We start from the raw sequence: 21,070 nt of genomic DNA on the forward strand, positions 1-21,070 counted from the left end.
CTCTCGCGTCCCGCCCCTCCCATCTGGCACGCTGGAGGCATGGTCGGCCCAGTGGAGTGGCGCCCCGACGTCCTCGGCGCCGGGTTCCAGCAGGCGACGCTCCCGCTCGGCCACGACGCCGAGGGCGAGGTCGTCGCGACGCTCGTGCGCTACGAGCCGTGGCCGCACCTGGCCGACCTCCGGCCCGGCCGTCCGGCCGACGAGACCGACGTGCTGTACGTGCACGGCTGGTCGGACTATTTCTTCCAGACCGGGCTCGCGCGCTTCTGGCACGACCAGGGCGCGCGGTTCTTCGCGCTGGACCTGCGCAAGTACGGCCGCAGCCTCCGCCCCGGCCAGACTCCCGGGTTCATCGACTCGCTCGACACCTACGACGCCGACATCGAGGCGGCGCTGAGCGCAATGGGCCACGCGGAGGGCGAGCGCACTCCGCGCCGGCTGATCCTGCTGGGCCACTCGACGGGGGGCCTCACGCTGAGCCTGTGGGCGGACCGGCACCCCGGCCGGGCGTCGGCGCTCATCCTCAACAGCCCGTGGCTGGAGTTCCAGGCGCACTCGGCCGGGCGCGCGATGCTCGCGCCGCTCATGGACCTCCAGTCGCGGCTGGAGCCGAAGGCCGCCATGCCGAACGTCGACCTCGGCTTCTACACGCGGTCGGTGTCGCGGACGCTGGACGGCGAGTGGGACTACGACCTGACCTGGCGTCCCGTGCGCGGGTTCGCTGTGCACCCCGCCTGGCTCACCGCCATCCTCGCCGGGCACGCGCGCGTCGCGGCCGGCCTGGCGATCGACGTCCCGGTGCTCACGCTGCTCTCGGCCCGCTCGACGCTGCTGCCGTACTGGACGACGGACATGCTCAGCTCGGACGTGGTGCTGCTGGTGCAGGACATCGCCGTGCGGTCGTTGCGGCTCGCGCCGACCGTGACGGTCGCGCGGATCGACGGCGCGCTGCACGACGTGTTCCTGTCGCGGGAGCAGGCGCGCGTGGCGGCCTACGGGCAGGTCGCCCGCTGGCTGCGGGGAGCGCTCAGCGGAAGTTCACGAATTGCAGGGCCACGTCCAGGTCGGCGCCCTTCAAGAGGGCCATTGTCGCCTGGAGGTCGTCCCGGCTTTTTGAGCTGACGCGGAGCTCGTCGCCCTGGATCTGCGACTTGACGCTCTTGGGCGCCTCGTCGCGGATCAGCTTGTTGATCTTCTTGGCGGCGTCCTGCTCGATGCCGTTCTTGAGCCCGACCTCGATGCGGAACTCCTTGCCCGACGCATACGGCTTGCCGGTGTCGAGCGACTTGAGGGTGATGCCGCGCTTGATGAACTTGGATTCGACGACTTCGAGGACGGCCTTCACGCGCTCCTCGGTGTTGGCCTTGAGCAGGATCTGCTCGCCGCTCCACTCGACCGAGGCCCCGACGTTCTTGAAGTCGTAGCGCTGCTCGACCTCCTTGCGGGCCTGGTTGACGGCGTTATCCGCCTCCATCTTGTCGACCTTGCTGACGACGTCGAACGAGGAGTCTGCCACTGTATCCATCCCAACTTGATCACGACTGCCGACCGGGCCGCAGGTTCGCCGAGCCTGAGTCCGCCACGAGTGACTTCACCGCCGATGCGCTGCAGCCACGCTCCCTATCTTACGAACGTGAAGGCCACGGAGCGCCACTCGCGTCGACGCGGGCGTTCCGCACCGCGGTCGGCGAGACGCCCGCCCGGTTCCGCCGGCAGCAGCGCCAGCTCGTCTAGAGCGCGATTCCCTCCGCCGACGATCCGCGCGACCGCTCGTAGTGGCGCCGGGCCTTCATCCGATTGCCGCACAGCGCCATCGAGCACCACTGCGCCGTGTTCGCCCTGGACCGGTCGATCAGGAACCGGCGGCACTCGGGATTCGCGCACGGGCGCAGGCGCCCCGGTCGCCGGGACTGGAGGTCGCCCCAGGTCAGCACCATCCGGGAGGCGAACGCGGCCTCCGGTGGGATGGCCGTCTCCCAGCGGACACCGCCGCCGTCGACGACCGGAATCGAACGGACATCGTTCAGGAACGGCTCGAGAGCGGAGGGGCCGCTGACGCCCCGGACCACGTCCTGGATCGCCGCACGCACCGCCCGGGCCGCGCTCGGCGCCGTGCGCGATCCGCGCTCGGCCAACCATGCCGACGCCACCTCGTCGTCGGCGAGCTCGTCGACCTCCACCGTGCCGGACACGGGTGTCGTGTTCAGCAGTTCGAGCAGGAGGTCCTCGTCTTCCCGCACCGCGTTTCCCCTAACCTGTATAAACTCGTTGACAGGTTAGCATGCGTCCGATAGCTTCGAGGCATCCACGTAAGGGCAAAGGCGGACACGTGACCTCGACTCATCCCGCACGATCCGGCAGGACAGCCGGCACGCCTCGCACCCGGCCGGGCGCGCGACGCCCGCTGAACCTCCGCCGCCGCGAGAGCATGGCGCCGCGCACTGTTCTCGTCCAGCCGAAGCGCAGCTTCCAGGGTGTCTGGCGCGCCGGCGCCCTTGCGTCGCTCCTGCTCGTCGCCGCGGTCATCGTGGCGGTCGCGTGGGCGAACCTCGGCGGGTACGAGGCGTTCTGGACCACTCCGCTCGGCGTCCGGCTGGGGCCGTTCGCGATCGAGTACGACCTCCGGACCTGGGTGAACAGCGGACTGATGACCCTGTTCTTCCTCGCCGTCGGTCTGGAGGCCCGCCGGGAGTTCGACCTCGGCGACCTCCGTGAGCGCCGCCGGCTCATCCTCCCGCTGACCGCCGGGCTGCTGGGCATGGCCGTGCCGGTCGCGATCTACCTCGCGGTCAACCACGGCTTGCCCACCGCACGCGCCTGGGGCGTGGCCATGTCCACCGACACGGCGCTGGCGCTCGGCGTGCTGACGCTGCTGGCGAAGAGCGCCCCGAAACGGGTCCGCACCTTCCTGCTGACGGTGTTCGTCGTCGACGACCTGGCGGCGCTCGTCATCATCGGAGCGCTCTACAGCGGCCCGATCGCGCCCTCCCCGCCGCACTGGCGGTCGTGGCGTTCGTCGGGATCATCATCGCCCGCCGGTTCAGCCGGACCATCGGCCGCCAGGTCGCCGTGATCCTGGGGATCGCGATGTGGTTCTGCCTGCTGCTCAGCGGCATCGACCCGGTCGTCTCCGGCCTGGCGATCGGCCTGGCCACGACGGCGTACGTGCCATTGCGCACCGACCTCGAACGGGCCACCGGGCTCGTCCGCCAGTTCCGCGAGATGCCGACGCCGCAGCTCGCGCACTCCGCCACGACGGGGCTGACCGATTCCCTGTCGGAGAACGAGCGGATCCTGTTCCGGCTGAGCCCGTGGACGTCGTACGTCGTCGTGCCGATCTTCGCACTGGCGAACGCGGGCGTCGTCATCACTCCGGAACTGCTCGCCCGTGCCGCCGGCAGTGCGGTCACGATCGGGATCGTGCTGGGCTACATCGTGGGCAAGCCCATCTCCCTCGCCGGCACGGCCTGGGTGCTCTACAAGATCTCCGGAGGCCGGATCCGGCCGCAGGTCGGCTGGCTGTCCGTGATCGGAAGCGGCACCGCCGCGGGAGTGGGCTTCACGGTCTCGCTGCTGGTGGCGAGCATCGCTCTGAACGGCTCGTCGCTGGCAGAAGCGAAGATCGGGATCTTCCTCTCCGTCGTCGGCTCGGCGCTGCTCACCTGGGCGGTGTTCAAGAGCGTCCGGTTCATCCCGTCGGTCAAGCGAACCCGCGCCCTGGTCGGATCCCCGGATCGGTCACAGGACCTGCTCACCCCCGTCGACTCGGACGTCGACCACATCCGCGGCACCATCCACCCTGCGGTGACGCTCGTCGAGTACGGCGACTTCGAGTGCGGCTACTGCGGCCGCGCGGCGCCCACGGCCGAAGCGCTCCTCGAACGTCATCCCGACCTGGCCTTCGTGTGGCGGCACCTGCCCCTCTCGGACGTGCACCCCAACGCGCTGCGTGCTGCGGAGGCGACCGAAGCCGCGGGTGCGCAGGGCGCGTTCTGGCAGATGCACGACATGCTGATGGGGCACCAGGACAAGCTCTCGCCGGCGGACCTGGAGTCCTACGCCGTCCAGATCGGCATCGACCCGGAGCGCTTCATGGACGACCTGCGATCCCGGGCGTACGCGGACCGGGTCTCGGCGGACATCCGCTCGGCGGACCAGAGCGGAGCAGCCGGAACCCCGACGTACTTCATCAACGGGCAACGCCACGAAGGCCCGTACGACATCGAGTCGCTCTCGGCGGCCATCAACACGGCTCGCGCGCACACCCTTGAGGCCGTGCAGTCCGAAGACAGGTGAATCGCCACTCAACGAAGGGGTAGAAATGACACATCCGATCGACTGGGCTCCCGTCACCGCCGACCACGTCGTCACGGCGCTCGGCGAATACGACGACCTCGGAGCGGACGGGTTCTTCGCCGAGCACGGCTTCGCCCCGACGCTGACCTACGACCTGATCCGGAACGGCCGCGCCTACCCGCCGAAGGCGATCCTGGGCCGCGCGTATGAGATCGCGACCGGGACCCGCCTCCAGCCGGACGAGTTCGAGGGCGGCAAGTCGGGGGCGGCGAAGATCCTGCCCCGGCTCGGTTTCGACGTCCAGCCGAAGGCTGCGCGCTGACGCCGGTGCTGGGCCCGGCGCTCAGAGAAGCGGAAGCCGCCCGACGATCTTGTCCACCCGGTTGCGCGGTCCGACGATGCTGACCGCGTAGTACTCCACGTCCTCCGCCGGGGTCGTCGCCAACGTCTGGCGGTACTCGTCGTAGACGCGGGTCAGCTGCGCCGCGGCCGGCATGTCGGCGAGGTACACGGAGTCCGTGGCCGCTGCCGCGCGGCCACGGATCGCGGCACATCCAGAACCACCGGGTCGAGCCGGCGGAGTGAAACGCGGTCGCTCTCGCCTTCGAGGACGCGCGTATCGGCCGGCCGTGCGGCCGGTCCGGATCAGGCCGTCTGCTGCAGTTCGGCGAAGTAGGTGACGTGGCAGCCGTCGCCGTTGCACTCGACGCAGACGGTGATCTCCTCGGAGTGCTGACGGGGGTCGGCGCCGGTCCCGTCGCATCGTTCGCAAATCTCCAACGTTCTCATGCCCCCGATTGTGCGCGCGGCCACCGACATCGGCGGCAGGCGCCGGGGAGTGTCGCGAAGTCGGGCGGGGCGGGGCGGATTCTGCTGTGGGCGGAATCCGAAAATCGGATCGGCGCGGACGCGGGCGTCCGGCTTAGGCTTCAGGCATGTTGATGCGGCACGCGATCGGCTCCGTGCTCCGCCGGTTGCGGACCGAGCGGGGCGCGACGCTGCGCGAGCTCTCGGAGACCTCGCGCATCAGCATCCCGTACCTGTCGGAGATCGAGCGCGGCCGCAAGGAGGCGTCGTCCGAGATCCTCGCGGCGCTGTGCCGTGTGCTCGACGTGACGGAGGGGAGCTGCTGTCGGAGGTCGTGGCGGAGTTCGCGCGCGTCGAGGTGCTTAGCCTGGTGCCGGAGCGGGTGCAGGCGGCGACGGTGGCGGAGCACGCGGTGTCCGACGTCGCGCAGCCTGTTCTGCTGGCTGCCTGACCCTCCCGCGCGCCTCAGCTCAACTCGCGAGCGCCCGCGTCGAGCCGATGACCTCGTCCACGAAGCCGTAGTCCCTGGCCTCGTCGGCGGTGAACCAGCGGTCGCGGTCGCCGTCCTCGATGATCTGCTCGACGGTCTTGCCGGTCTGCGCGCTGGTCAGCTCCGCCATCCTGCGCTTGAAGTGCAGGATCTGCTTCGCCTGCGTCTGGATGTCCGCGCTCGTGCCGCCGAAGCCTCCGTGAGGCTGGTGCATCACGATCGACGAGTTCGGGAGCGCATAGCGTTTGCCCGGCGCGCCGGACGACAGCAGGAACTGCCCCATCGAGGCCGCGAAGCCCAGCGCGACGGTCGCGACGTCGGCGCGCACGAAGTTCATCGTGTCGTAGACGGCGAACCCCGCGGTGATGGAGCCGCCCGGCGAGTTGATGTAGAGGAAGATGTCGCGATCGGAGGCGATGGAGTCCAACAGCAGAAGCTGCGCGCAGACCTCGCCGGCCGACTCGTCGTTCACTTCGGTGCCGAGGAACACGATGCGTTCCTCCAGCAGCCGCTGCACGGGGGAGATGGTCTCAGGAGTGGTCATGGCGTCATCCTGCGACCGCGGGTGGCCGCTTGTCGCGTGGTTCTGCCGTGTGCGAATTCGCGGGAGGCAGATATGCGGGGCGCGGTGGGGTCGCGCCGATTTCGTGAGACGGGGCGGGCCGAGTATTCTTACATGGCGCCTTTGCGGCGCACTGGCGAGTTACCCAAGCGGCCAAAGGGATCTGACTGTAAATCAGCCGGCGTAGCCTTCGGGGGTTCGAATCCCTCACTCGCCACCCCAGTAAAACAAAGGGGACCCGGCGCATTGCCGGGTCCCCTTCGTTGTTCCGGCGCCCGATGTGTGAGCGGTGTGTGTTCATCGGCCCATCGGCGAGACGAAGGTTACGGCGTCATGCCCTGCCGAATCCACGTCTCCGCGGCCCAGAGCACGTTGTAGAGATTCCACGGGGCGACGTCGTAGCTATCCCACGACTGACCCACCCGCGAGGTCCACTCCGGGACATAGCAGCAGACACGGTGTCCGAACAAACGGAAGAGCGCGTCGCAGAGCAGGCGCCGCGGTCTCGACGGTACGGCGTACAAGTGCTCGCCGTAGACGAGGCGGAACAGAACATGGTTGAGCGCAGACTTCATAGGGGTCTCCCTAGTCGGTGTCGCCAGCCGCCGAATGCGGCTAGCGTTGCTGCGCGCTCATGGCGTGAGGATACCCCCGAAGGTGAATGAGAGGCCCCAGAATGACGGATGCGAAGCCAACGGAGGAGGTGTGTGTCCGCGGCTACGGTGATGCACTGACCGACGCGAAGCCGACCCGAGAAGAGTGCATGCGCGCAGCCGCGCGTGCGTTCCTTCAGATCGCGATCCGGCTCGAACTCGAGCGGCGCGCGGCCGAAGCAGCGCTGGCTGAGGAAGGAGGATGATGCTCTCATGGCTTCCTACACGGTGACAGCCGAGCGCGCCGGCGACTGGTGGGTGCTCCAGGCGGTTGAGGCGCCAGGGGCGATCTCACAAGTCGCTAGCCTCGACCAGGCGGACCAGATCATCGAGGCGATCGCGTTCGTCACTGGTGAGCCCGCGGATGACATCGAGATCCGCGTGCAGCGCGTCTTCGACGTCACGGTCGCCCAGGAAGGGCTGTGGTGGATGGTCGCGATTCCCGAGCTTGACGGCCTGACTCAGGCGGCCGATCTAGGCGACGTACCGCTCATGGCGCGGGAGTACATCGCCGCAACGCTAGACCTCCCGCGGGACGGCATCGAGGTCCGAGTCACGCGCGTGTAGCCCGTCCGGGGTGTACCGGTGCGTCTGCGCAACCGATACGATCGAGCGGTGTTGAGGAAACCTCTTGTTACCGTCGTGGTCGTGCTGTCCGCGGCCTTTCTCGCCGCATGCTCCGCGCCCCCCGGCACCCCCGTCGGAGCTGCCAGCGACTCATCCAAGGCGCCCGCGACGACGCCGAAGCCGACTCCGACGCCGACCATCCACGTGATGACCGTCGAGGAGGCTGGTAAGTTCTACCTCGCTGCCGTGTGTCCGACCAACAAGGTGAAGAGCTCGCTCAACGCCGCGTTCACGGCGCAGAACCTCACGTCGATCCAGCAGGCCGCCGCGGCCACGCGCGACGCCGAACGCACCGAAGTCACCCAGTTCACGAACACTGACGTTCTGTGGCCGCCGGTGGTGTCGTCGGCAGACGTGAAGCTTCTCAGCGACTCCGACTTCGCGTCGATCTCGATCCTGAACGAGATCGCGACCGCCGGCACACTCGAGTCGGCGAACTCGCTCTCGAACACCTTCGTCGACAACGGGGCCAGCGCGGCCTCGCAGCGCATCCGTCTGGTGCTCAATCTTCCAGCAGACACTTCCGCGGGGTGCTGATTTGCCGATGTGGAACCCCTATCCTGACCTCGACGACGAGTGCCTAGGTGCGCTTGGCCGGCTCACGTGGGCCGCGATCAAGCTCGACGGGGTGGTCATTTGGATCTGCCAGAAAGTCCCGGGTGCCCGCTATCACGACGGCCAGGATCGCGGACAGTTCGTGAAGGCGACGATCCGCGCGAATCCCGAGCCGGGTCCGTCGTTGCAGGCCGCGTTCCACTGGATGGAAGAGGCGGCGACGGTGCTCGAACTCCGCAACAAGGTGATCCACGCGGAGAGCGTTGCACTCGTCGACGCCGACGGGCGGCGAATCGACAACGGGACGCTCAGGAATCGGCGCGGCGGGACGACTGACACTACGCTTTCACCCGAGGCTCTCAACGACATCACCGACGCAATCGAGGAAGTCTATCGACGGTGGCCGGAGGCTGACCAACAGGTCGTTTTGGGCGGCTGAACAAGGTGGTTCGGCGCGGTCGGCCGAACCGCACAAACGGACCGATAAGGAGCCCTCAATGTTCGTTTGCAAGGACTGTGGGAGTCGAGTCACGGTGACCGAAAACCCGAAGCGATACTTGCTGCCGAGCCATCACATCGTGTGTGCCGGATGCCCTTCCGAGCGCGATGCAACCATCACGGAAGGGCCGGTTGCGGGCACTACCCAGCCGGTCTAGTCGTCAGTAGTTACGGCCCCAATCGGAGCGCCTGCGCGCAGAGCGTACGCCGGCTCTTCGCGTAAGCGGGCGCTCAATAGACGAGCCCTCCATTGAGCTCCTGCGCTAGGGTGCCGAACGCCTGGTGCAGTCCCTGCTCGACTCGTACGTCGATGTACTTCGTCAGGTCGACGCCGCCCTTGGGGGAGATGATGACGGTCACACCGCCCCCAGCGCCGCGCTGCTTGGCGGCGATCGCCGCGGCCGGGTTGTCGTTGTAGGCGCGAATGAAGCCGGGATCGTACGACGCGGAGCGCTCCTTCACGACGAACTCGCCTGGGGTGAGCATCGCAGCTACGGTGTCCGTCCCTCGTGGCTGGAACGGGTTCCCACCGCCAGCGAGGTACGCCGTGTCGATCGCGCCGCCGGCGGCCCGGTACTGGGCCACGACGCCGCCGGTCGAGAACATCGCCAGATGCCCCGCTGTCGGGAGGCCTTGCGTATCGACCTGGACGTGGGCGCCGATCGTGATCGACGTCGGGATAGCCGCAATCGCCTTTGCGAGGTCCCCGAGCTGCTGATTCGCGGCAGCCATCCCCGTGGCCTGGTACTGGGTCGAGACGTCGGCAGGGATGAGGTGGTAAGCGTCAGCGAGGGCACCCGCCTGCGCATCGGTGTCGCCCATCGCCTTCGCCGTGTCGATGAACTTCTGTCGCGCAGCCGCCATGTCGCCCGTGAGCTCCTGTGCCGACACCCCAGCCTTCGCGTGAGCCGAGATCAGCGCGATCGCCGAAGAGGCGACCTGGTCGAGGGCACTGCGGTTGTCGCGGCCCTTCTGGGTGTTCTCGTCGAGAGTCGCACCGTTCTTCTGCAGCGCCGCCGTCGCGTCCGCGATGGATTGATTCCACGCGACGTTCGCCTGAGACTCGGACAGTGCGGCGTTGCCGAGTCCAGCGAGGGCCTGCGCGAACTGGTCCGTCGCGGTCTTCGCGGCACCCTGGGCGCCGGCGAGGGTGTCGGTGGCCGACGAGGCCGCGTCGATGGAGGAGTTCGCAGCGACCAGGGCGGAGGACTGGAGGTTAGTCGCGCCCGTCCACTGGTCGATCTGCGGCTGGAGCTGACCGATCGTGTCGGAGAGGCCCTGGATGGGGTTGAGGACGTCGCCGACGGTCTTGGTGAGCCAGCCGAGGATCGGGACCGACTTCCCGATGCTGTCGAGCCACTGGTTGACGCCGTTGAGCATGCCGATCAGGTCGGACGCGGCGGTGACGATGTCGAGGAGGTCGGTGCTGATGGGGCCAAGCTCGTTGCCGAGGGTGACGGCCGCCGACGTCAGAGACCCGAACGCTACGGCGACGCGCGGAAGGTTCTCCTCGGCGTACGAGACGAAGTCGTTGAGGCCGCCAGCCGCGGTCCAGGAGGCGAACTCGGCCGTCCACTCCTGCAGAATCCCCGCGCCCTCGCGGAAGAGCGGCTCCAGCGTCTCCATGCCGCTGATCGCCCCGTCGAGGAGGTTGGTGCCCGACTGGCCGAGGATGCCGGCGAACTCGTTCACGAAGCCGTTGAGGAAGGGCATCTTCGAATCGACACGGTCGACGGCCTTCTCGAACCCGTCGAGGATGCCCCGAGCCGCCGTCGACTCCAGCACATCGAGATCCGTCTTGAGCTGCGCCAGGCCGGCCGTGTACTGCATGCCGACCGCGGTGCCGGCGGTCATCTCTTCCTTGATGCCGCGAACGGCCAGGATGCCTGCTGCGCCCTCGGCGACGAACGCGCCTCCGAGGCCCACCACGGCCGCCGTCATCGGGCCGATGAGCGCACCGACGGCGAGGATCGCGTACGTCTGCCCCTGCATGCCCTGCATCGCCGAGCTGGCGGCGTTGCTGGACGCCTTGGCCGCAGTGTCGGAAGCGCCCGCCTCGGCCTCCTGCGCGGCGGCGTTCTCCAGCGCTGCGCGCGGCTGCCTGCTCGGCATCCTTCAGCGCGGTCGACGCGGCCATGTGCTTGAGCTCGGCGGCCTCCGCGTTGCGGGTCGCGCGAGCGACAGCCTCCTCGGCAGCGGCCACCTGGTACTCGGTGCGCCCGCGCTTGTCCTGCACCTCGGCGAGACGCAGTTCCGCGAGGTACTGCGACGATGCTGCGTTCGCCGCCGCACGCTCGGCTACTGCGAGCCGCGTCTGCGCCGTCGCGAGCGCGTTCGCCGCCTTGTCCGATGACACCGAGGAGGTGCCGCCGCCGAGCTGCGCTTCCGCGACGCGGACCGCCTCCAGCTTCGCGATGGCGTCGCCGGTGTCCGCACCGACCCGGATCGTCGGGTCCGTGCGGCCGAGCTCACGCGCCTTCGCTTCGGCGGCGTCGAGCTTCTCGTTCCAGTCCGACGAATCCAGTCGGAGGTACGCGACGATCGAGCCCTCGGTGGTGGGACCTTCGGACATCATGACTCCTTGGTCTTGGCCTTGGTGCGCTTGCGGGGCTTCGGCCCGGGTTCGGCGTCAGCGACGCTCGACGAGAGGATCTGCTGGCTGACCTCCGAGGCCTTCGAGACGTCGCCGCCGGCCTCCCACAGCACCTGCGCGACCGTTCGGCCGCGCTGGTGGTCGGCCTGCACCGTCATCGCCGCCAGGCGCAACGCGGAGTAAGGGACGTTGTCGGCGAGCATCTCGTCGTAGACAGGGCCGAGCATCAGTCGGAAGTACTCCGGGTCCGGCATCGGCGGCGCCTTGGAATCGGTGGAGACGTTCTCCTCGAGTCGCTGGGCCTCCGCGTAGCCGAGGAACGGCACGGTGTACGCCTTCTCGCCGATCGGGAGGACCAACGGCGGGAGGATCTCGTAAAGGTCACGGAATGCCATGGTCGGGGCGCCTCAGCCCTTAGCCCGGGCGGCGATCATGTCAGCAAGGGACATGGCCTGTCGGGTGATGGCCTCGAATTCCGACTGTGCCTGCTTGCCAGACGATGCGGTGACGTGCGCGCCGCGGTTCGCGTTCGCGATCTCCGCTTCCGAGAGCTGGGTGGGCGTCGCGTCGGCCGCGAACGCCGCTCGCTTGGCACTCAGCGCCGCTGCCCGAACGTCCTTCGGCCGGGCCGACTCGATGGCATCCATGGCCTGACGGGCAGCCGCGGAGGCGCTGCGGGTGGTGGCATCCTCGTCGAGTGCCGCCTTTGCGTCTCCGGTCGCCTTGTCTACGACGCGACGGTCCGAGAGCGCCTTGAGGTTCGCGAGGATGCCGGGGACGCGGTACTGCTGAGCGGTGGGCGTTTCGCTCGCCACGAGCGACGGTGCGAAGCGCTGGATGGCGAGGAGGCCGTCGTCGTCGGCAACCGAGATCGCGTCTTCGTAGGACTTGCCCTTGTCGAGCTGCGGGCGGATGACGTTGTTCCAGGCCTGATCGGTGCGGGCGAGCTGGGCGTGGTCGTTCGGGTCGAGGACAGGCTTGTACGGCGCGGCCGCGGCGGCGGCTTCTGCATCAGCGGCGTCGAGGTGGCTCCGCAGTCCGTCGAAACGGGCGCTCAGGTCGTCGTGGTGCGCCGCGAGGAGGTCATCCCGGAACTTGGACTGCGCCTGGGGCGTCAGGTCCGGGTCGACGTAGCCGAGGATGTTCGGCACGTTGTCCGCGTAGCTCGTCGCGTGCTCGTGGACGCTGGCGAGGACGCTCTTGGCCTTGGCGGCTGGCCCGGAGTCGGTGCGGACCGGGTAGCCCTTCAGCGGGAAGCTCTTGGCCGCGGCTTCGAGTGTGGTCGACATGGAGGTCTCCTAGACGGTGAAGGTGGCAACGAGCGCGGATGCGTCGCTGAGGGAGGTGACCGCGATGATCGAGGACGCGAGTGCCCGAGCGTTCTCGATTGCGGCGCGTTCTGCGTCCGTGAGCGGGCTCTCGTCGCTGTCGTGCCCATCGAGGGGCTGGACGGAGGCGCCGGCGCCCTGCCGGTACCGCTCCAGGACGGTCGCCAGCAGGGCCGTGTTTGCTGCGGACACGTCGCCGGCGCGCCAGTCGGCCGGCGGCAGTGCGAAGCGCATCGCCGCGTAGTCGTTCGGGTTCACGAACGGGTTGCGGCTGATCACTGCGAGGCGCGCTTCGAGGTCGCGCGCGTAGTTCTGCAGCGCTGTGGTGATGTCCGCGGCCCGAGCTTCGAGCGTGGATGGTGTGGTCATGCTGACCTCCTGGTCGTCGAGTCGAATCTCCTGCGGAGGAACGTGGCCAGCGACTGCTGCGACTCGATCTCGTCGACCGGGATGCTTCCCTCGCTCGTCCAGATCGCCTCGTCGAGCGAAACGGCGAGCGCTTCCGCCTCCTGCAAGGCAGTAGCTTCCTCGGTGTCACTCATCTCGCCTCCTCAAGACGTTGGCCAAACTGTCGGGGTCGATCTGCCACGTGGTGCCGACCTTCTGTGCCCGCACCTGGTGGCCCTGAGCGAGCTGGCGTATCCGTCGCTCGCTCAGGCCCACCTTGGCGGCGGCGTCATGGACTGTGAACCATGACGTGGGGTCCACTCTCGCAACAGGGCTTCCGCTGGCGGCAACGCTGCTCGGTGCGGCTGTCCGGCCGCGGTCGCTAACCAGTCGAGGACCGCCTGCGCATACTCGGGCGGCCGCTTGCCGTTTTGCCGAAGCTCGCGCGTCATGTCCCGAACGATCGAGCGCATCGCCCAGTCCGCAGCCCGACCGCGAAGCACGGGGCCAATCCCCTCAACCATTGGCGCCTCGGTCGGACCGGACGGTGGCCCCGCGATCTGATTCAGTGTCAGAGGGCCACCCCACGGCCCTTGCAATCACTGGGCTCGGGGGGCGTGTGAGACGCGTGTGAGCTGTGCGGGGCAGTCGAGAGATCGAAGTCGCGTACACGCGTGACGCGCGGGTGTATGCGCGCGCGGGGCAGCTTCGAATGTTCGACGCTCGGAGAGCGGCACGCCAGAATCGCGTACACGCGTGACGCGCACGGGCGCGATCGCGTGCGCGCGTGGCGACTTCGACTGGTCGATGTGCGGTCCGGTCGCGTACACGCGTGAGGCGCCTGCGCGCGGTTTGGCGTGTCGAACGTTGCGCGGCTGTCGGGTTCCTTGGGCCTTCGCGTTGTCGGGGTTCACGATGTCGGGCGGATCGTCTGATTGGCGATGTCGACTCCGTTGAGGATGTCGACGTACTCCTGTGCGGCGGTCTCGGGGATGTGACTGTGGACCATGCACGCGCGGAGCACTTCCTCGTCGGTGGCGTGTTCGAGGTCGTCGAGGCCGGAGCATTCGGCGACCATCCGCAGGAGGAACGGTTCCAGCCCGTCGAAGTCGCGGCGCGGTCCCTGGGGATCGCGTACAGGCGTGACGCGCGCGCGTGTGTTCGTGCGCGCGTGCGGCTCCGGGGAGACTGGTCTTTCCGGAGTTCCTGCTTCGAGGCGTGCTCTCCTGTCGGCGGTGTTCTGTCGCGCGGCTTCGAGGCGTCCCCGGAGCTTGGCGATCTGGGCTCGGACGTCGCGCTCGACGAGTTCGGGATTCCGCTTGCGCGTGCCGCTGCCGTCGTACTTCCAGCGGAGGCGAGCCTGAGCGGCCCCGCGGCGGCGTTCCCATCTGTGCAGGGCAGCCATGCGCTCGGCGGTGAACTCGGCGTGGTCGAGTTGCTTGCCGACGAGGTCGCGCATCGTGGCCACCCACTGGCCGGCGAACTCCTCGTCGATCGTGAGCATCTCGAATTGCATGGCGGCGAGCGTGTCGTCGTACGGGCGGTCACTCGCCATCGTTCGTCACCTCGGCATCTTCGGCGTCTTCGAGGATGCCGGCGGTTTCGTTGAGGAGCAGGAGCTCGCGGATGTGCGTTTCGACGGCGAGCCGGGGGATCTGAAAATCGGCGAGCAGCTCGGCGGCCGAGTAGGCCAGCCCTGCGATGAACGCTGCGATCTCAGAGCCGCGGTCTGGCTGCTCAACGATGTGCTGGGTGGTGCGGAGGATGGGGGAGCCTTTGGTGATGGTGTCGGCGGCGTCGACGCCTTGGAGGATGCATTCGAGGATGAGGCCGGTGCGGAGGTGGCGGGCGCTCATGCGATGACCCACCGTCGTGCTGCGGCGCCCGTGGTGGTGATGCCGTGGCGGTCGTGCTCGCGGATGAGGGGGTCGCCGGCCAGCGGGCGGGAGAGTTCGGCGCGGGCGGTGCGGACGCGTTGGGCGGTGCGGGTGCCTCCGCCGGCGCGGTACATGGCGAAGATCTGCTCGTCGCCGATGGGGCCGCGGGCTGCGACGATCGCGAGGACCTTGCTGCGGACCTCGTTCGCGTCGGGTGCCGTGATGGCGGCGGCGTCCCAGCTCGTCTCTGGGTCGTGGGAGCGAACGCGACGCTCGAGGTTCGGCGTGGAGGTCGTGGTGGCGTCGCGGGCGGCTGCGTCGCAGTCTGCGCAGCGGGGCGGGAAGGCCTCGCCGACGTGGGTCTCGCAACGGGCGCCGGTGTCGGGTTCGTGGATGGTCATTCTCACTCCTAGTTCGGGTTATCCACAGGTGCAGGTGAGGTGCCTCGGTTGGTGATCTGTTCGTGATGGCTTATTCGTGAAGTGGTTCCTGAGGTGGTTCCTTGGGCCCGCTGATCGGTTGGGCCAAATTGCAACGTCCGGTTGTGCCTGGTGGCACAACGGATCAGCGGATTGGCGGCCCAACGTTTCATTGGGGCTGCCTTGATCGCAGGCCCGACGTTTCGTTGGGGCTGCTGGCGAGGTCGTCGAGTCCGAATCCGGTGAGGATCGTGAACTCGGCTCGCTGGCCCGCGCGACCGCTTCGCACCCTCGTGATGGCGCCCGCGTCGAGCAGTGCTGCGGTGGCGCGCCTCACGACCTCGAAGGCCGACCGTCGCGCCTTGGCAGCCTCGGGGGTGTCGTCATGGTCAGGAAGGACGAAGCCGAGGCCGTAAGCCGAGCGCTCTCGCGAGCCGTAATAGCGGGGCGGCCGATCGGAGTCGAGCGCTGTGTGCGCCATAAACGCGAGCAATCGGAACTCGTTACCCGTGAGGGAGTGAGTCATCCCGAATGCGAACGCCTTCCCGACCAGCTGCGCGCCCACTCAGCCGTCCTCGCCTTCCGAAAGCTCCTCGACGAGGCGGAGCAGGGGACGCCCACGGAGCGCGCGGCGCTTGTCCGCGTCCAGCAGGTCCTGGTCGAGGCGAGGGAAGATCTGCCACAGCAGGTGGTCTTCCTCGATCGCGACACATACCGGAGAGCCGTCGTCGTACCGGTAAACCTGGGACGTCGCGGACCGCGACACCCTCATCCGGCCCGATTCGGGATCGTAGGCGACGCCAGGGATGTGCTCGGCGAGGGCATCAATGTGCATCTTGCGGGCGCTCTCAATTGATCCGATGACCGGGTCGTCCTCGTCGAAGTCGTGGTCAACGACGAGTTGCTCGATCACGTAGCCGAGAAGGTTCTCGACGCGGAGGGCGGTGTGCTTGAGCGTGTCCAGCGGGCTAGTCTGCGTCATCGGTCACCTCCCCGAGGAGGCGGAGCAGAGCCGGAACGGGTACGAGGATGCGGCGCGACAGGCGCAGGCTCGGCAGCGACCCGTCCTTGAGGGCCGTGTAGGTCTGCTGCATCCCCATGCCGAGCAGGTCGGACGCTTCGGCGGGTGTGATGGTGGCGCGGCCCCGGATGTCGGCGAGGGCGAGCGGTCGGACTGTGCAGCTCTGAGAGGAGACGCCCGTGAGCGTGGTCATGCGCTCGCCTCCCGAAGCTGCTCTAGGAGTGCGGCGTACGCGGTGCGGCGTGCTCCTTGGGGTGCGCGCTCGCCCGATTCCCACCGAGCGATTGTGAGCCGGTGGACGCCGAGCTCGATGCCCATCCGCACCTGACTTACTCCGGCGGCTCGCCTGATTGCGCGGGCGAGGTCGGGTGATGGCAGCCGGCGGGCGGTTCTTACTTCCTCGGGCAAAGTGCCCATTCGTGCCTCCTTGAGACGATACGGCCGCAATGTGTCATTGCGCTGTGACTCAAGGGTTGCATCATCGGCGACGCCAATGCAGCACTAGCGCAGATACGCGCGTACCGAGTTGCGTTCGATAATGAGACGGTTAGGGCGGACGAGATGTTGCGTTACTGTGACATGGTCGGTTACATTGAGCGAGTGGATTACCGGATCGACGTGAACGTGGCGCACAGACCAGGCGAAACCTGGCACCTGGCGCACGGGGGCAATCTGGGCTGTCGGGTTTGGTTCAAGCTCGGCCGCGCACGGGATGAGCAGTGGGTGTGCACGGAGGTCGACATCGAGTCTGATCGACCAATCACCTCGACGCTGCTGCGAAACATTCCGATGTCCGAGATCGTCGACCGGCTTCTCAGCACACAGCTGGAATACGCCGACCGGGGAGGCCCGCTTGACCTCGCAACCGGAATCCGCGAATGGTACGACGGCGGTTCAATGGTTGGCCTGACCCTGGACGAGCTGGCCGCTGGCGGTGCCACCGCACATCTCTCACGCGAGGAAGTTGAGGTGCTCTACCTGGGCACCCCTGACGGGAAAGCTAGGCAGCCCCGCGCCACGCGCGGTGGCGCTGGCCCCTCAGAGTCCGAGCTCGAGCGTTTTGCGCAGGCATATAAAAAGGCTCTGCAGACCGATCGCAGGTCGCCGATCGCGAAAGCGATGCTGACCTTGGAACGCGAGCACGGGCTCTACATCTCGCGCGCTTCCGCGAACCGATGGCGCGATGAGTGCCGTCGCCGCGGCCTCCTAGACCCCAAATAAGGGAGCCCCCGACCTGTGGGAGCAGGTCGAGGGCATCGTCCGAACAACACGAAAGGATTACTCGGACATGAACAGTATGACAATGAACCCCATCTCGGCGCCCATCGTGGTGCTTCAAGCCTGAGGCCCTCGAGCAGATGCATCGGCTCGCTGGGACGGCGAGCAAGGTCGAGCTGGCGGAGGCCATCGGAGCGGAGCCGGCCGAGCTCGCTCTGGTCGCGACCGGGCTCACTAGCCCGTCGCCGGCGTTGATCTCGCGAATCGTCGTGGCCTTCCCCCAGATGTCGCTCGCGAACCTCTGCGCGGTGGCGTGATGGACGAGATCGAGGACGCCGTCCGGCTGTACTCGGTTCGCACGGTCGCCGAACGCATGGAGATGTCCCGCGACTGGGTCTACGCCCAGATCCGCGCCGGCCGTCTCCGCGCGGTGGAGCTCGGTGACACCCGAGCGCACACCCGCGTCCGTTCGGACGACCTGCAGGCGTTCATCGACGCCCGCACCTTCGAGCGCAAGATCGAGGGGAGCGACTGATGAGCGAAGAGATCGTGCCCTGCCCCGTCGTCCCGTGGTGCACCGGACACCCGCAGTCGGACATCGAGCGGATGGCATGGGACGACATCGTGCACGAGGGCGAGCCAGAAACCTTGCTCGATCTCGAAGGCAACCGCGAAGATCTGCTGATCGAACGACAGACCACGGTCAAGAACGGGCGCGAGTTCTACTTCATCTACGGCGACGTGGCGCTCGAGGCGGAGGTCGACGAACTAGAGGCGCTGGCGGCGAGTTTCGAGCTCGCAGCCAAGCGGCTACGCGACGTCGCCAGAGCCGATAGCAACAACGACGACAGGAGGGTCTAGCAATGAGCGGAGACATCTACAGGCGTTGCGGGTGTCGCGACGCGAACGGGAAGCAGTACCGCCCGCTCCCGGACCGCGCCTCCGCGGACGCGAAGGCGCACGCCTGCCCGAAGCTGCTGAGCGACCCGAGGCACGGCTCCTGGGGTTACGCGGTCTCGGGTGGCGTCGACCCGGTCACAGGCAAACGCATCCAGCCGCGCGCGACCGGATTCCCGACCAAGGCGGCCGCCCAGAAGGCCCGGGCGGAGAAGGTGACCGAGGTCGCCGGCGGTCGGTACAAAGGCCACCAGACGATGACGGTCGGCGAGTACCTGACGTCCTGGCTGGAGCGCGTCGACGGGAAACTGAGGCCCACGACGGCGAATATGTACCGCAGGTACGTGGAGGGTGACCTCGTCCCCGCGCTGGGGCGCGTGCGGCTCGCTGAGCTGCGGCGCGCTCAGGTCGACAAGTTCGTCCGCGACCTCGAGAAAGGGGGTCGCGGCGCGACGACCATCCGCCGTATCCACGCCACTCTCTCCAGCGCACTCACGACCGCCGAAACTCTCGACCTGGTCGACTACAACGCAGCGTCCAAGGTGGCGTTGCCGACCGTGACGAAAGCGCGGATTTCGATCTGGGAGCCCTCGCTCGTGAACGTGTTCCTCGCCCACGCGGCGGAACACCGGCTTGGGCCGCTGTATGAACTGGAGGTTCACTCCGGGCTGCGGAGAGGAGAGATCTGCGGTCTGCGCTGGGCCGATATCGACTTCGAGCAGCGAGAACTCCACGCTCGCGTGCAGCTCACGCAACTGCACGGGCAGTTCATCGAAGGGCCGATCAAGACGGACGCCGGCCAGGACCGTGCTGTATCGCTCTCAGAGGACGCGATCGGCGCCCTGATGGGGTGGAAGCTGCGGCAGGACATCGAGCGGGACGCCTGGGGCGCCGACTACATCGACTCCGGCCGCGTCTTCACGTACGAGAACGGCTCGCAGTTGCGACCCGATCACGTCTCTCGCGTCTTCGACACGATCGTGCAGAAGGCGGAACTCCCGCACATCCGATTCCACGACCTTCGGCACCTGCACGCGTCTCTGCTGATCGCCGCCGGCGTTCCGCTGGCGGTCATCAGCAAGCGCCTGGGCCACAGCACGATCTCGATCACCTCCGACCTGTACGGCCACCTTCTTCGGGACGCGAACCGTCAGGCAGCCGAGGCCGCATCGGAGCTGCTCCGCGCTGGGAGGTGAGAGCTCGGCTCTCAGCGCGTATGCGAGAGGGGCAATCGTGGTGATCCTGCCACGATTGCCCCTCTTCGCCTACTGGCCGCCGCCCGGCTTCTGCTGGTTCTGCATCCCCTGCATGAACATCTGGAGTAGCGCCTCACTCGCCGCGTTACTCGAGGCTGCAGCCTGTTGCTCGGCGAGAAGCTTGTTGTCGAGGATCTTGGTGATCCGCTCGTCGATGTTCTGCTTCACGTTTTCGCTGATCTGCTTAGTCTCCCCCGTGACACGGCGGATCTCCTCAAGCGCACTTTCCGTGCGCTTCTCGGTGTCCTGCGCGAGCTTGAGCTGCTGGCGCGAGATGACTCCTTGCCAGATAGCAACGCCGGCGGAGATGACGGCGACGACGAGCGCCGCGATGCTGAGTGCCTCCAAGACGAACCCTTTCGGATGGGCCCGCACAGCGCAGGCCAGGTCTGACCACGATACGGACAACCGCCCACCTGTTCTTCGTCGGCCGCGACGATGTCCACGGAATCCTTTCTCGGTGGCCGGGGACGGCGGACGGGTCCCGTGTGCACGATTGTGTGAGCACGCTTGCGAGTGATCGACCGGTTTCGCGAGTGTTCGGCTCCCGAACGCAGGGCGGAGAACCGTTGAAACTATTGGGCGCGAGTGTTCGGGAGTGCTCGGGAGATTTCGGCTCCAGTGACTGTAAATCAGCCGGCGTAGCCTTCGGGGGTTCGAATCCCTCACTCGCCACCCCAGTAAGAGCCCGGCCGTATCGGCCGGGCTCTTTCGTTTCCGTGCGACGGGGCCGCCGGGTACGCGGTGTGCCAGGCTTGTCCCCATGCCCACCCCCAACGAGCTGCTCGAGATCGCCACCACCGTCGCGCGTCGCGCCGCCGCTCTCGCGCTGCAGCGGCGGAGGGACGGGGTGGAGATCGCGGCCTCCAAGTCGACCATCACCGATATCGTCACGCGCGCCGACCGGGAGTCCGAGGATCTGATCCGCAGCGCGTTGGAGGCCTCGCGGCCGCGGGACGGGTTCCTCGGGGAGGAGTCCGGCGGCGAGCGGGGGAGCAGCGGACTCACCTGGGTGGTCGACCCGATCGACGGGACGGTCAACTACTTCTACGACATCCCGGCGTGGGCGGTCAGTGTCGCCGTCGTGGAGGGCGACCCCGACCCGGCGACGTGGCGGACGCTGGCCGGTGCGGTCGTGAATCCGGTGACCGGGGAGGTGTTCACCGCGGCAGCGGGGGTGGCGCGCGGGTGAACGGCGAGCCGATCCGGGTCAATGAGGGGTGGAGTTGCCGCTCGCGCTCGTCGGGACCGGGTTCGAGTACGACCCGGAGATCCGGCGCAAGCAGGCGACGTTCGTGACCGAGCTGATCCCGCAGGTGCGGGACGTCCGGCGGATCGGGGCGGCCTCCCTCGACCTGTGCTCGGTCGCGTCCGGGAGGCTCGACGCCTACTACGAGCGCGGGCTGAACCCGTGGGATCACGCGGCCGGCGCGCTCATCGCGCAGGAGGCGGGGGCGACGGTCGGCGGGCTGGACGGGGCTCCGGCGGGGAAGGCACTGCTGCTCGCGGCGGCGCCCGGCCTGTACGCGCAGCTCGACCCGCTGGTGCAGGCGTACTACCGGCACTGGGAGTGACGGGGCGGCCTC

Annotated in this window: 32 protein-coding genes, 2 tRNA genes and 2 pseudogenes; 18 read left to right on the plus strand and 18 right to left on the minus strand. The window is 67.9% G+C overall.

What is annotated here, in order from left to right:
* The first annotated feature begins 39 nt into the window (after positions 1-39).
* The gene (locus tag ACQ86L_RS16365) at positions 40-1,122 is read left to right on the plus strand and encodes an alpha/beta hydrolase (protein WP_434316360.1); all 1,083 of its coding nucleotides are present in this window, start codon (positions 40-42) and stop codon (positions 1,120-1,122) included.
* Here ACQ86L_RS16365 and ACQ86L_RS16370 read toward each other — a convergent pair.
* Together ACQ86L_RS16370 and ACQ86L_RS16375 are read right to left on the minus strand one after the other, a co-directional pair.
* Positions 1,028-1,516, minus strand: coding sequence for a YajQ family cyclic di-GMP-binding protein (locus tag ACQ86L_RS16370; protein ID WP_345840152.1), 489 nt, complete (start codon positions 1,514-1,516; stop codon positions 1,028-1,030). The two genes, ACQ86L_RS16365 and ACQ86L_RS16370, sit on opposite strands and share 95 nt — an antisense overlap.
* Positions 1,517-1,730: 214 nt before the next feature.
* Positions 1,731-2,240: a CGNR zinc finger domain-containing protein gene (locus ACQ86L_RS16375; RefSeq protein ID WP_434316361.1), complete on the minus strand. Its 510-nt coding sequence runs from the start codon at positions 2,238-2,240 to the stop codon at positions 1,731-1,733.
* Between the two features lie 89 nt (positions 2,241-2,329).
* Here ACQ86L_RS16375 and ACQ86L_RS16380 point away from each other — a divergent pair, with 89 nt between their 5' ends.
* Genes ACQ86L_RS16380 through ACQ86L_RS16390 form a run of 3 tightly spaced genes read left to right on the plus strand, consistent with a single transcriptional unit; the run spans position 2,330 to position 4,618 of the window.
* Positions 2,330-3,073, plus strand: coding sequence for a Na+/H+ antiporter NhaA (locus ACQ86L_RS16380; RefSeq protein WP_434316362.1), 744 nt, complete (start codon positions 2,330-2,332; stop codon positions 3,071-3,073).
* Positions 3,007-4,296, plus strand: a complete 1,290-nt coding sequence (locus ACQ86L_RS16385) for a Na+/H+ antiporter NhaA (RefSeq protein WP_434316363.1) — start codon at positions 3,007-3,009, stop codon at positions 4,294-4,296. The genes ACQ86L_RS16380 and ACQ86L_RS16385 overlap by 67 nt, the downstream gene beginning before the upstream one ends.
* 25 nt (positions 4,297-4,321) lie before the next feature.
* Positions 4,322-4,618, plus strand: coding sequence for a hypothetical protein (locus ACQ86L_RS16390; RefSeq protein ID WP_434316364.1), 297 nt, complete (start codon positions 4,322-4,324; stop codon positions 4,616-4,618).
* 21 nt (positions 4,619-4,639) lie between these two features.
* Here the strand turns inward: ACQ86L_RS16390 and ACQ86L_RS16395 are convergent, their stop codons facing one another.
* Entirely contained in the window at positions 4,640-4,999 is a 360-nt protein-coding gene (locus ACQ86L_RS16395) for a DUF2000 family protein (RefSeq protein ID WP_434316365.1), read from the minus strand.
* The gene (locus ACQ86L_RS16400) at positions 4,942-5,085 is read right to left on the minus strand and encodes a hypothetical protein (protein ID WP_434316366.1); all 144 of its coding nucleotides are present in this window, start codon (positions 5,083-5,085) and stop codon (positions 4,942-4,944) included. Before ACQ86L_RS16400 ends, ACQ86L_RS16395 begins: the two co-directional genes overlap by 58 nt.
* A gap of 152 nt (positions 5,086-5,237) precedes the next feature.
* Between ACQ86L_RS16400 and ACQ86L_RS16405 the strand changes: the two are divergent.
* Together ACQ86L_RS16405 and ACQ86L_RS16410 are read left to right on the plus strand one after the other, a co-directional pair.
* A pseudogene (locus tag ACQ86L_RS16405) lies at positions 5,238-5,357 on the plus strand (helix-turn-helix domain-containing protein); the annotation flags it as partial.
* A gap of 35 nt (positions 5,358-5,392) precedes the next feature.
* On the plus strand, positions 5,393-5,554 hold the full coding sequence (locus ACQ86L_RS16410) for a hypothetical protein (protein WP_434316367.1): 162 nt from the start codon (positions 5,393-5,395) through the stop codon (positions 5,552-5,554).
* A 19-nt stretch (positions 5,555-5,573) separates the two neighbouring features.
* Here ACQ86L_RS16410 and ACQ86L_RS16415 read toward each other — a convergent pair whose 3' ends face one another.
* A complete protein-coding gene (locus ACQ86L_RS16415) occupies positions 5,574-6,194 on the minus strand; it encodes an ATP-dependent Clp protease proteolytic subunit (protein WP_434318910.1) in 621 nt (206 codons plus the stop codon).
* Positions 6,195-6,290: 96 nt separating this feature from the next.
* On the opposite strand from ACQ86L_RS16415, the gene ACQ86L_RS16420 reads away from it, so the two are divergent.
* The 5 genes from ACQ86L_RS16420 to ACQ86L_RS16440 all read left to right on the plus strand — a co-directional run bounded on the left by ACQ86L_RS16420 (position 6,291) and on the right by ACQ86L_RS16440 (position 8,429).
* Positions 6,291-6,372 (plus strand) — tRNA-Tyr (locus ACQ86L_RS16420).
* A gap of 459 nt (positions 6,373-6,831) precedes the next feature.
* Positions 6,832-7,014 (plus strand): hypothetical protein, encoded by a 183-nt coding sequence (locus ACQ86L_RS16425; protein ID WP_434316368.1) that lies wholly within the window; start codon positions 6,832-6,834, stop codon positions 7,012-7,014.
* A 7-nt stretch (positions 7,015-7,021) separates the two neighbouring features.
* On the plus strand, positions 7,022-7,375 hold the full coding sequence (locus ACQ86L_RS16430) for a hypothetical protein (RefSeq protein ID WP_434316369.1): 354 nt from the start codon (positions 7,022-7,024) through the stop codon (positions 7,373-7,375).
* A 48-nt stretch (positions 7,376-7,423) separates the two neighbouring features.
* Positions 7,424-7,972 (plus strand): hypothetical protein, encoded by a 549-nt coding sequence (locus tag ACQ86L_RS16435; protein WP_434316370.1) that lies wholly within the window; start codon positions 7,424-7,426, stop codon positions 7,970-7,972.
* Between the two features lie 7 nt (positions 7,973-7,979).
* Positions 7,980-8,429 (plus strand): hypothetical protein, encoded by a 450-nt coding sequence (locus ACQ86L_RS16440; protein ID WP_434316371.1) that lies wholly within the window; start codon positions 7,980-7,982, stop codon positions 8,427-8,429.
* A 290-nt stretch (positions 8,430-8,719) separates the two neighbouring features.
* On the opposite strand, the gene ACQ86L_RS16445 is transcribed toward ACQ86L_RS16440, so the two are convergent.
* The 12 genes from ACQ86L_RS16445 to ACQ86L_RS16500 all read right to left on the minus strand — a co-directional run bounded on the left by ACQ86L_RS16445 (position 8,720) and on the right by ACQ86L_RS16500 (position 16,530).
* Positions 8,720-10,600, minus strand: a complete 1,881-nt coding sequence (locus ACQ86L_RS16445; protein WP_434316372.1) for a hypothetical protein — start codon at positions 10,598-10,600, stop codon at positions 8,720-8,722.
* Positions 10,601-11,059: 459 nt separating this feature from the next.
* The gene (locus ACQ86L_RS16450) at positions 11,060-11,476 is read right to left on the minus strand and encodes a DUF7426 family protein (RefSeq protein ID WP_434316373.1); all 417 of its coding nucleotides are present in this window, start codon (positions 11,474-11,476) and stop codon (positions 11,060-11,062) included.
* Positions 11,477-11,488: 12 nt separating this feature from the next.
* The gene (locus ACQ86L_RS16455; RefSeq protein WP_434316374.1) at positions 11,489-12,370 is read right to left on the minus strand and encodes a hypothetical protein; all 882 of its coding nucleotides are present in this window, start codon (positions 12,368-12,370) and stop codon (positions 11,489-11,491) included.
* Between the two features lie 9 nt (positions 12,371-12,379).
* On the minus strand, positions 12,380-12,778 hold the full coding sequence (locus tag ACQ86L_RS16460; RefSeq protein WP_434316375.1) for a hypothetical protein: 399 nt from the start codon (positions 12,776-12,778) through the stop codon (positions 12,380-12,382).
* Positions 12,775-12,951, minus strand: coding sequence for a hypothetical protein (locus ACQ86L_RS16465; RefSeq protein ID WP_434316376.1), 177 nt, complete (start codon positions 12,949-12,951; stop codon positions 12,775-12,777). The genes ACQ86L_RS16460 and ACQ86L_RS16465 overlap by 4 nt, the downstream gene beginning before the upstream one ends.
* Before the next feature lie 755 nt (positions 12,952-13,706).
* The gene (locus ACQ86L_RS16470) at positions 13,707-14,351 is read right to left on the minus strand and encodes a hypothetical protein (RefSeq protein ID WP_434316377.1); all 645 of its coding nucleotides are present in this window, start codon (positions 14,349-14,351) and stop codon (positions 13,707-13,709) included.
* Positions 14,341-14,652 (minus strand): hypothetical protein, encoded by a 312-nt coding sequence (locus ACQ86L_RS16475; protein WP_434316378.1) that lies wholly within the window; start codon positions 14,650-14,652, stop codon positions 14,341-14,343. The genes ACQ86L_RS16470 and ACQ86L_RS16475 overlap by 11 nt, the downstream gene beginning before the upstream one ends.
* Positions 14,649-15,074 (minus strand): hypothetical protein, encoded by a 426-nt coding sequence (locus tag ACQ86L_RS16480; RefSeq protein ID WP_434316379.1) that lies wholly within the window; start codon positions 15,072-15,074, stop codon positions 14,649-14,651. Before ACQ86L_RS16480 ends, ACQ86L_RS16475 begins: the two co-directional genes overlap by 4 nt.
* A 187-nt stretch (positions 15,075-15,261) precedes the next feature.
* Positions 15,262-15,657, minus strand: coding sequence for a hypothetical protein (locus ACQ86L_RS16485; RefSeq protein WP_434316380.1), 396 nt, complete (start codon positions 15,655-15,657; stop codon positions 15,262-15,264).
* Positions 15,658-16,074 carry a hypothetical protein gene (locus ACQ86L_RS16490; protein WP_434316381.1) on the minus strand — a complete coding sequence of 139 codons (417 nt, stop codon included), beginning with the start codon at positions 16,072-16,074 and terminating at the stop codon, positions 15,658-15,660.
* Positions 16,061-16,306: a hypothetical protein gene (locus ACQ86L_RS16495; RefSeq protein ID WP_434316382.1), complete on the minus strand. Its 246-nt coding sequence runs from the start codon at positions 16,304-16,306 to the stop codon at positions 16,061-16,063. The genes ACQ86L_RS16490 and ACQ86L_RS16495 overlap by 14 nt, the downstream gene beginning before the upstream one ends.
* Positions 16,303-16,530: a helix-turn-helix domain-containing protein gene (locus ACQ86L_RS16500; protein ID WP_434316383.1), complete on the minus strand. Its 228-nt coding sequence runs from the start codon at positions 16,528-16,530 to the stop codon at positions 16,303-16,305. Before ACQ86L_RS16500 ends, ACQ86L_RS16495 begins: the two co-directional genes overlap by 4 nt.
* Before the next feature lie 183 nt (positions 16,531-16,713).
* Here ACQ86L_RS16500 and ACQ86L_RS16505 point away from each other — a divergent pair, with 183 nt between their 5' ends.
* The 5 genes from ACQ86L_RS16505 (at position 16,714) to ACQ86L_RS16525 (ending at position 19,424) form a co-directional block, all read left to right on the plus strand.
* Positions 16,714-17,334, plus strand: a complete 621-nt coding sequence (locus tag ACQ86L_RS16505; RefSeq protein WP_434316384.1) for a hypothetical protein — start codon at positions 16,714-16,716, stop codon at positions 17,332-17,334.
* A gap of 137 nt (positions 17,335-17,471) precedes the next feature.
* Positions 17,472-17,648 carry a hypothetical protein gene (locus ACQ86L_RS16510; protein WP_434316385.1) on the plus strand — a complete coding sequence of 59 codons (177 nt, stop codon included), beginning with the start codon at positions 17,472-17,474 and terminating at the stop codon, positions 17,646-17,648.
* Positions 17,648-17,866 carry a helix-turn-helix transcriptional regulator gene (locus tag ACQ86L_RS16515; protein ID WP_434316386.1) on the plus strand — a complete coding sequence of 73 codons (219 nt, stop codon included), beginning with the start codon at positions 17,648-17,650 and terminating at the stop codon, positions 17,864-17,866. The genes ACQ86L_RS16510 and ACQ86L_RS16515 overlap by 1 nt, the downstream gene beginning before the upstream one ends.
* Positions 17,866-18,192, plus strand: coding sequence for a DUF6907 domain-containing protein (locus tag ACQ86L_RS16520; RefSeq protein ID WP_434316387.1), 327 nt, complete (start codon positions 17,866-17,868; stop codon positions 18,190-18,192). The genes ACQ86L_RS16515 and ACQ86L_RS16520 overlap by 1 nt, the downstream gene beginning before the upstream one ends.
* A 2-nt stretch (positions 18,193-18,194) precedes the next feature.
* A complete protein-coding gene (locus ACQ86L_RS16525; protein ID WP_434316388.1) occupies positions 18,195-19,424 on the plus strand; it encodes a tyrosine-type recombinase/integrase in 1,230 nt (409 codons plus the stop codon).
* Between the two features lie 69 nt (positions 19,425-19,493).
* On the opposite strand, the gene ACQ86L_RS16530 is transcribed toward ACQ86L_RS16525, so the two are convergent.
* Complete coding sequence (locus tag ACQ86L_RS16530; protein ID WP_434316389.1) at positions 19,494-19,832, minus strand: hypothetical protein; 339 nt, start codon at positions 19,830-19,832, stop codon at positions 19,494-19,496.
* Between the two features lie 246 nt (positions 19,833-20,078).
* Between ACQ86L_RS16530 and ACQ86L_RS16535 the strand changes: the two genes are divergently transcribed.
* Together ACQ86L_RS16535 and ACQ86L_RS16540 are read left to right on the plus strand one after the other, a co-directional pair.
* Positions 20,079-20,159: transfer RNA gene (locus ACQ86L_RS16535), tRNA-Tyr, on the plus strand.
* An 88-nt stretch (positions 20,160-20,247) separates the two neighbouring features.
* A pseudogene (locus tag ACQ86L_RS16540) lies at positions 20,248-21,058 on the plus strand (inositol monophosphatase family protein).
* The last annotated feature ends 12 nt before the right edge of the window (positions 21,059-21,070 follow it).

It is taken from the genome of Leifsonia sp. P73 (assembly GCF_051059105.1).
In the GTDB taxonomy this organism is placed as follows: Bacteria; Actinomycetota; Actinomycetes; order Actinomycetales; family Microbacteriaceae; genus Leifsonia.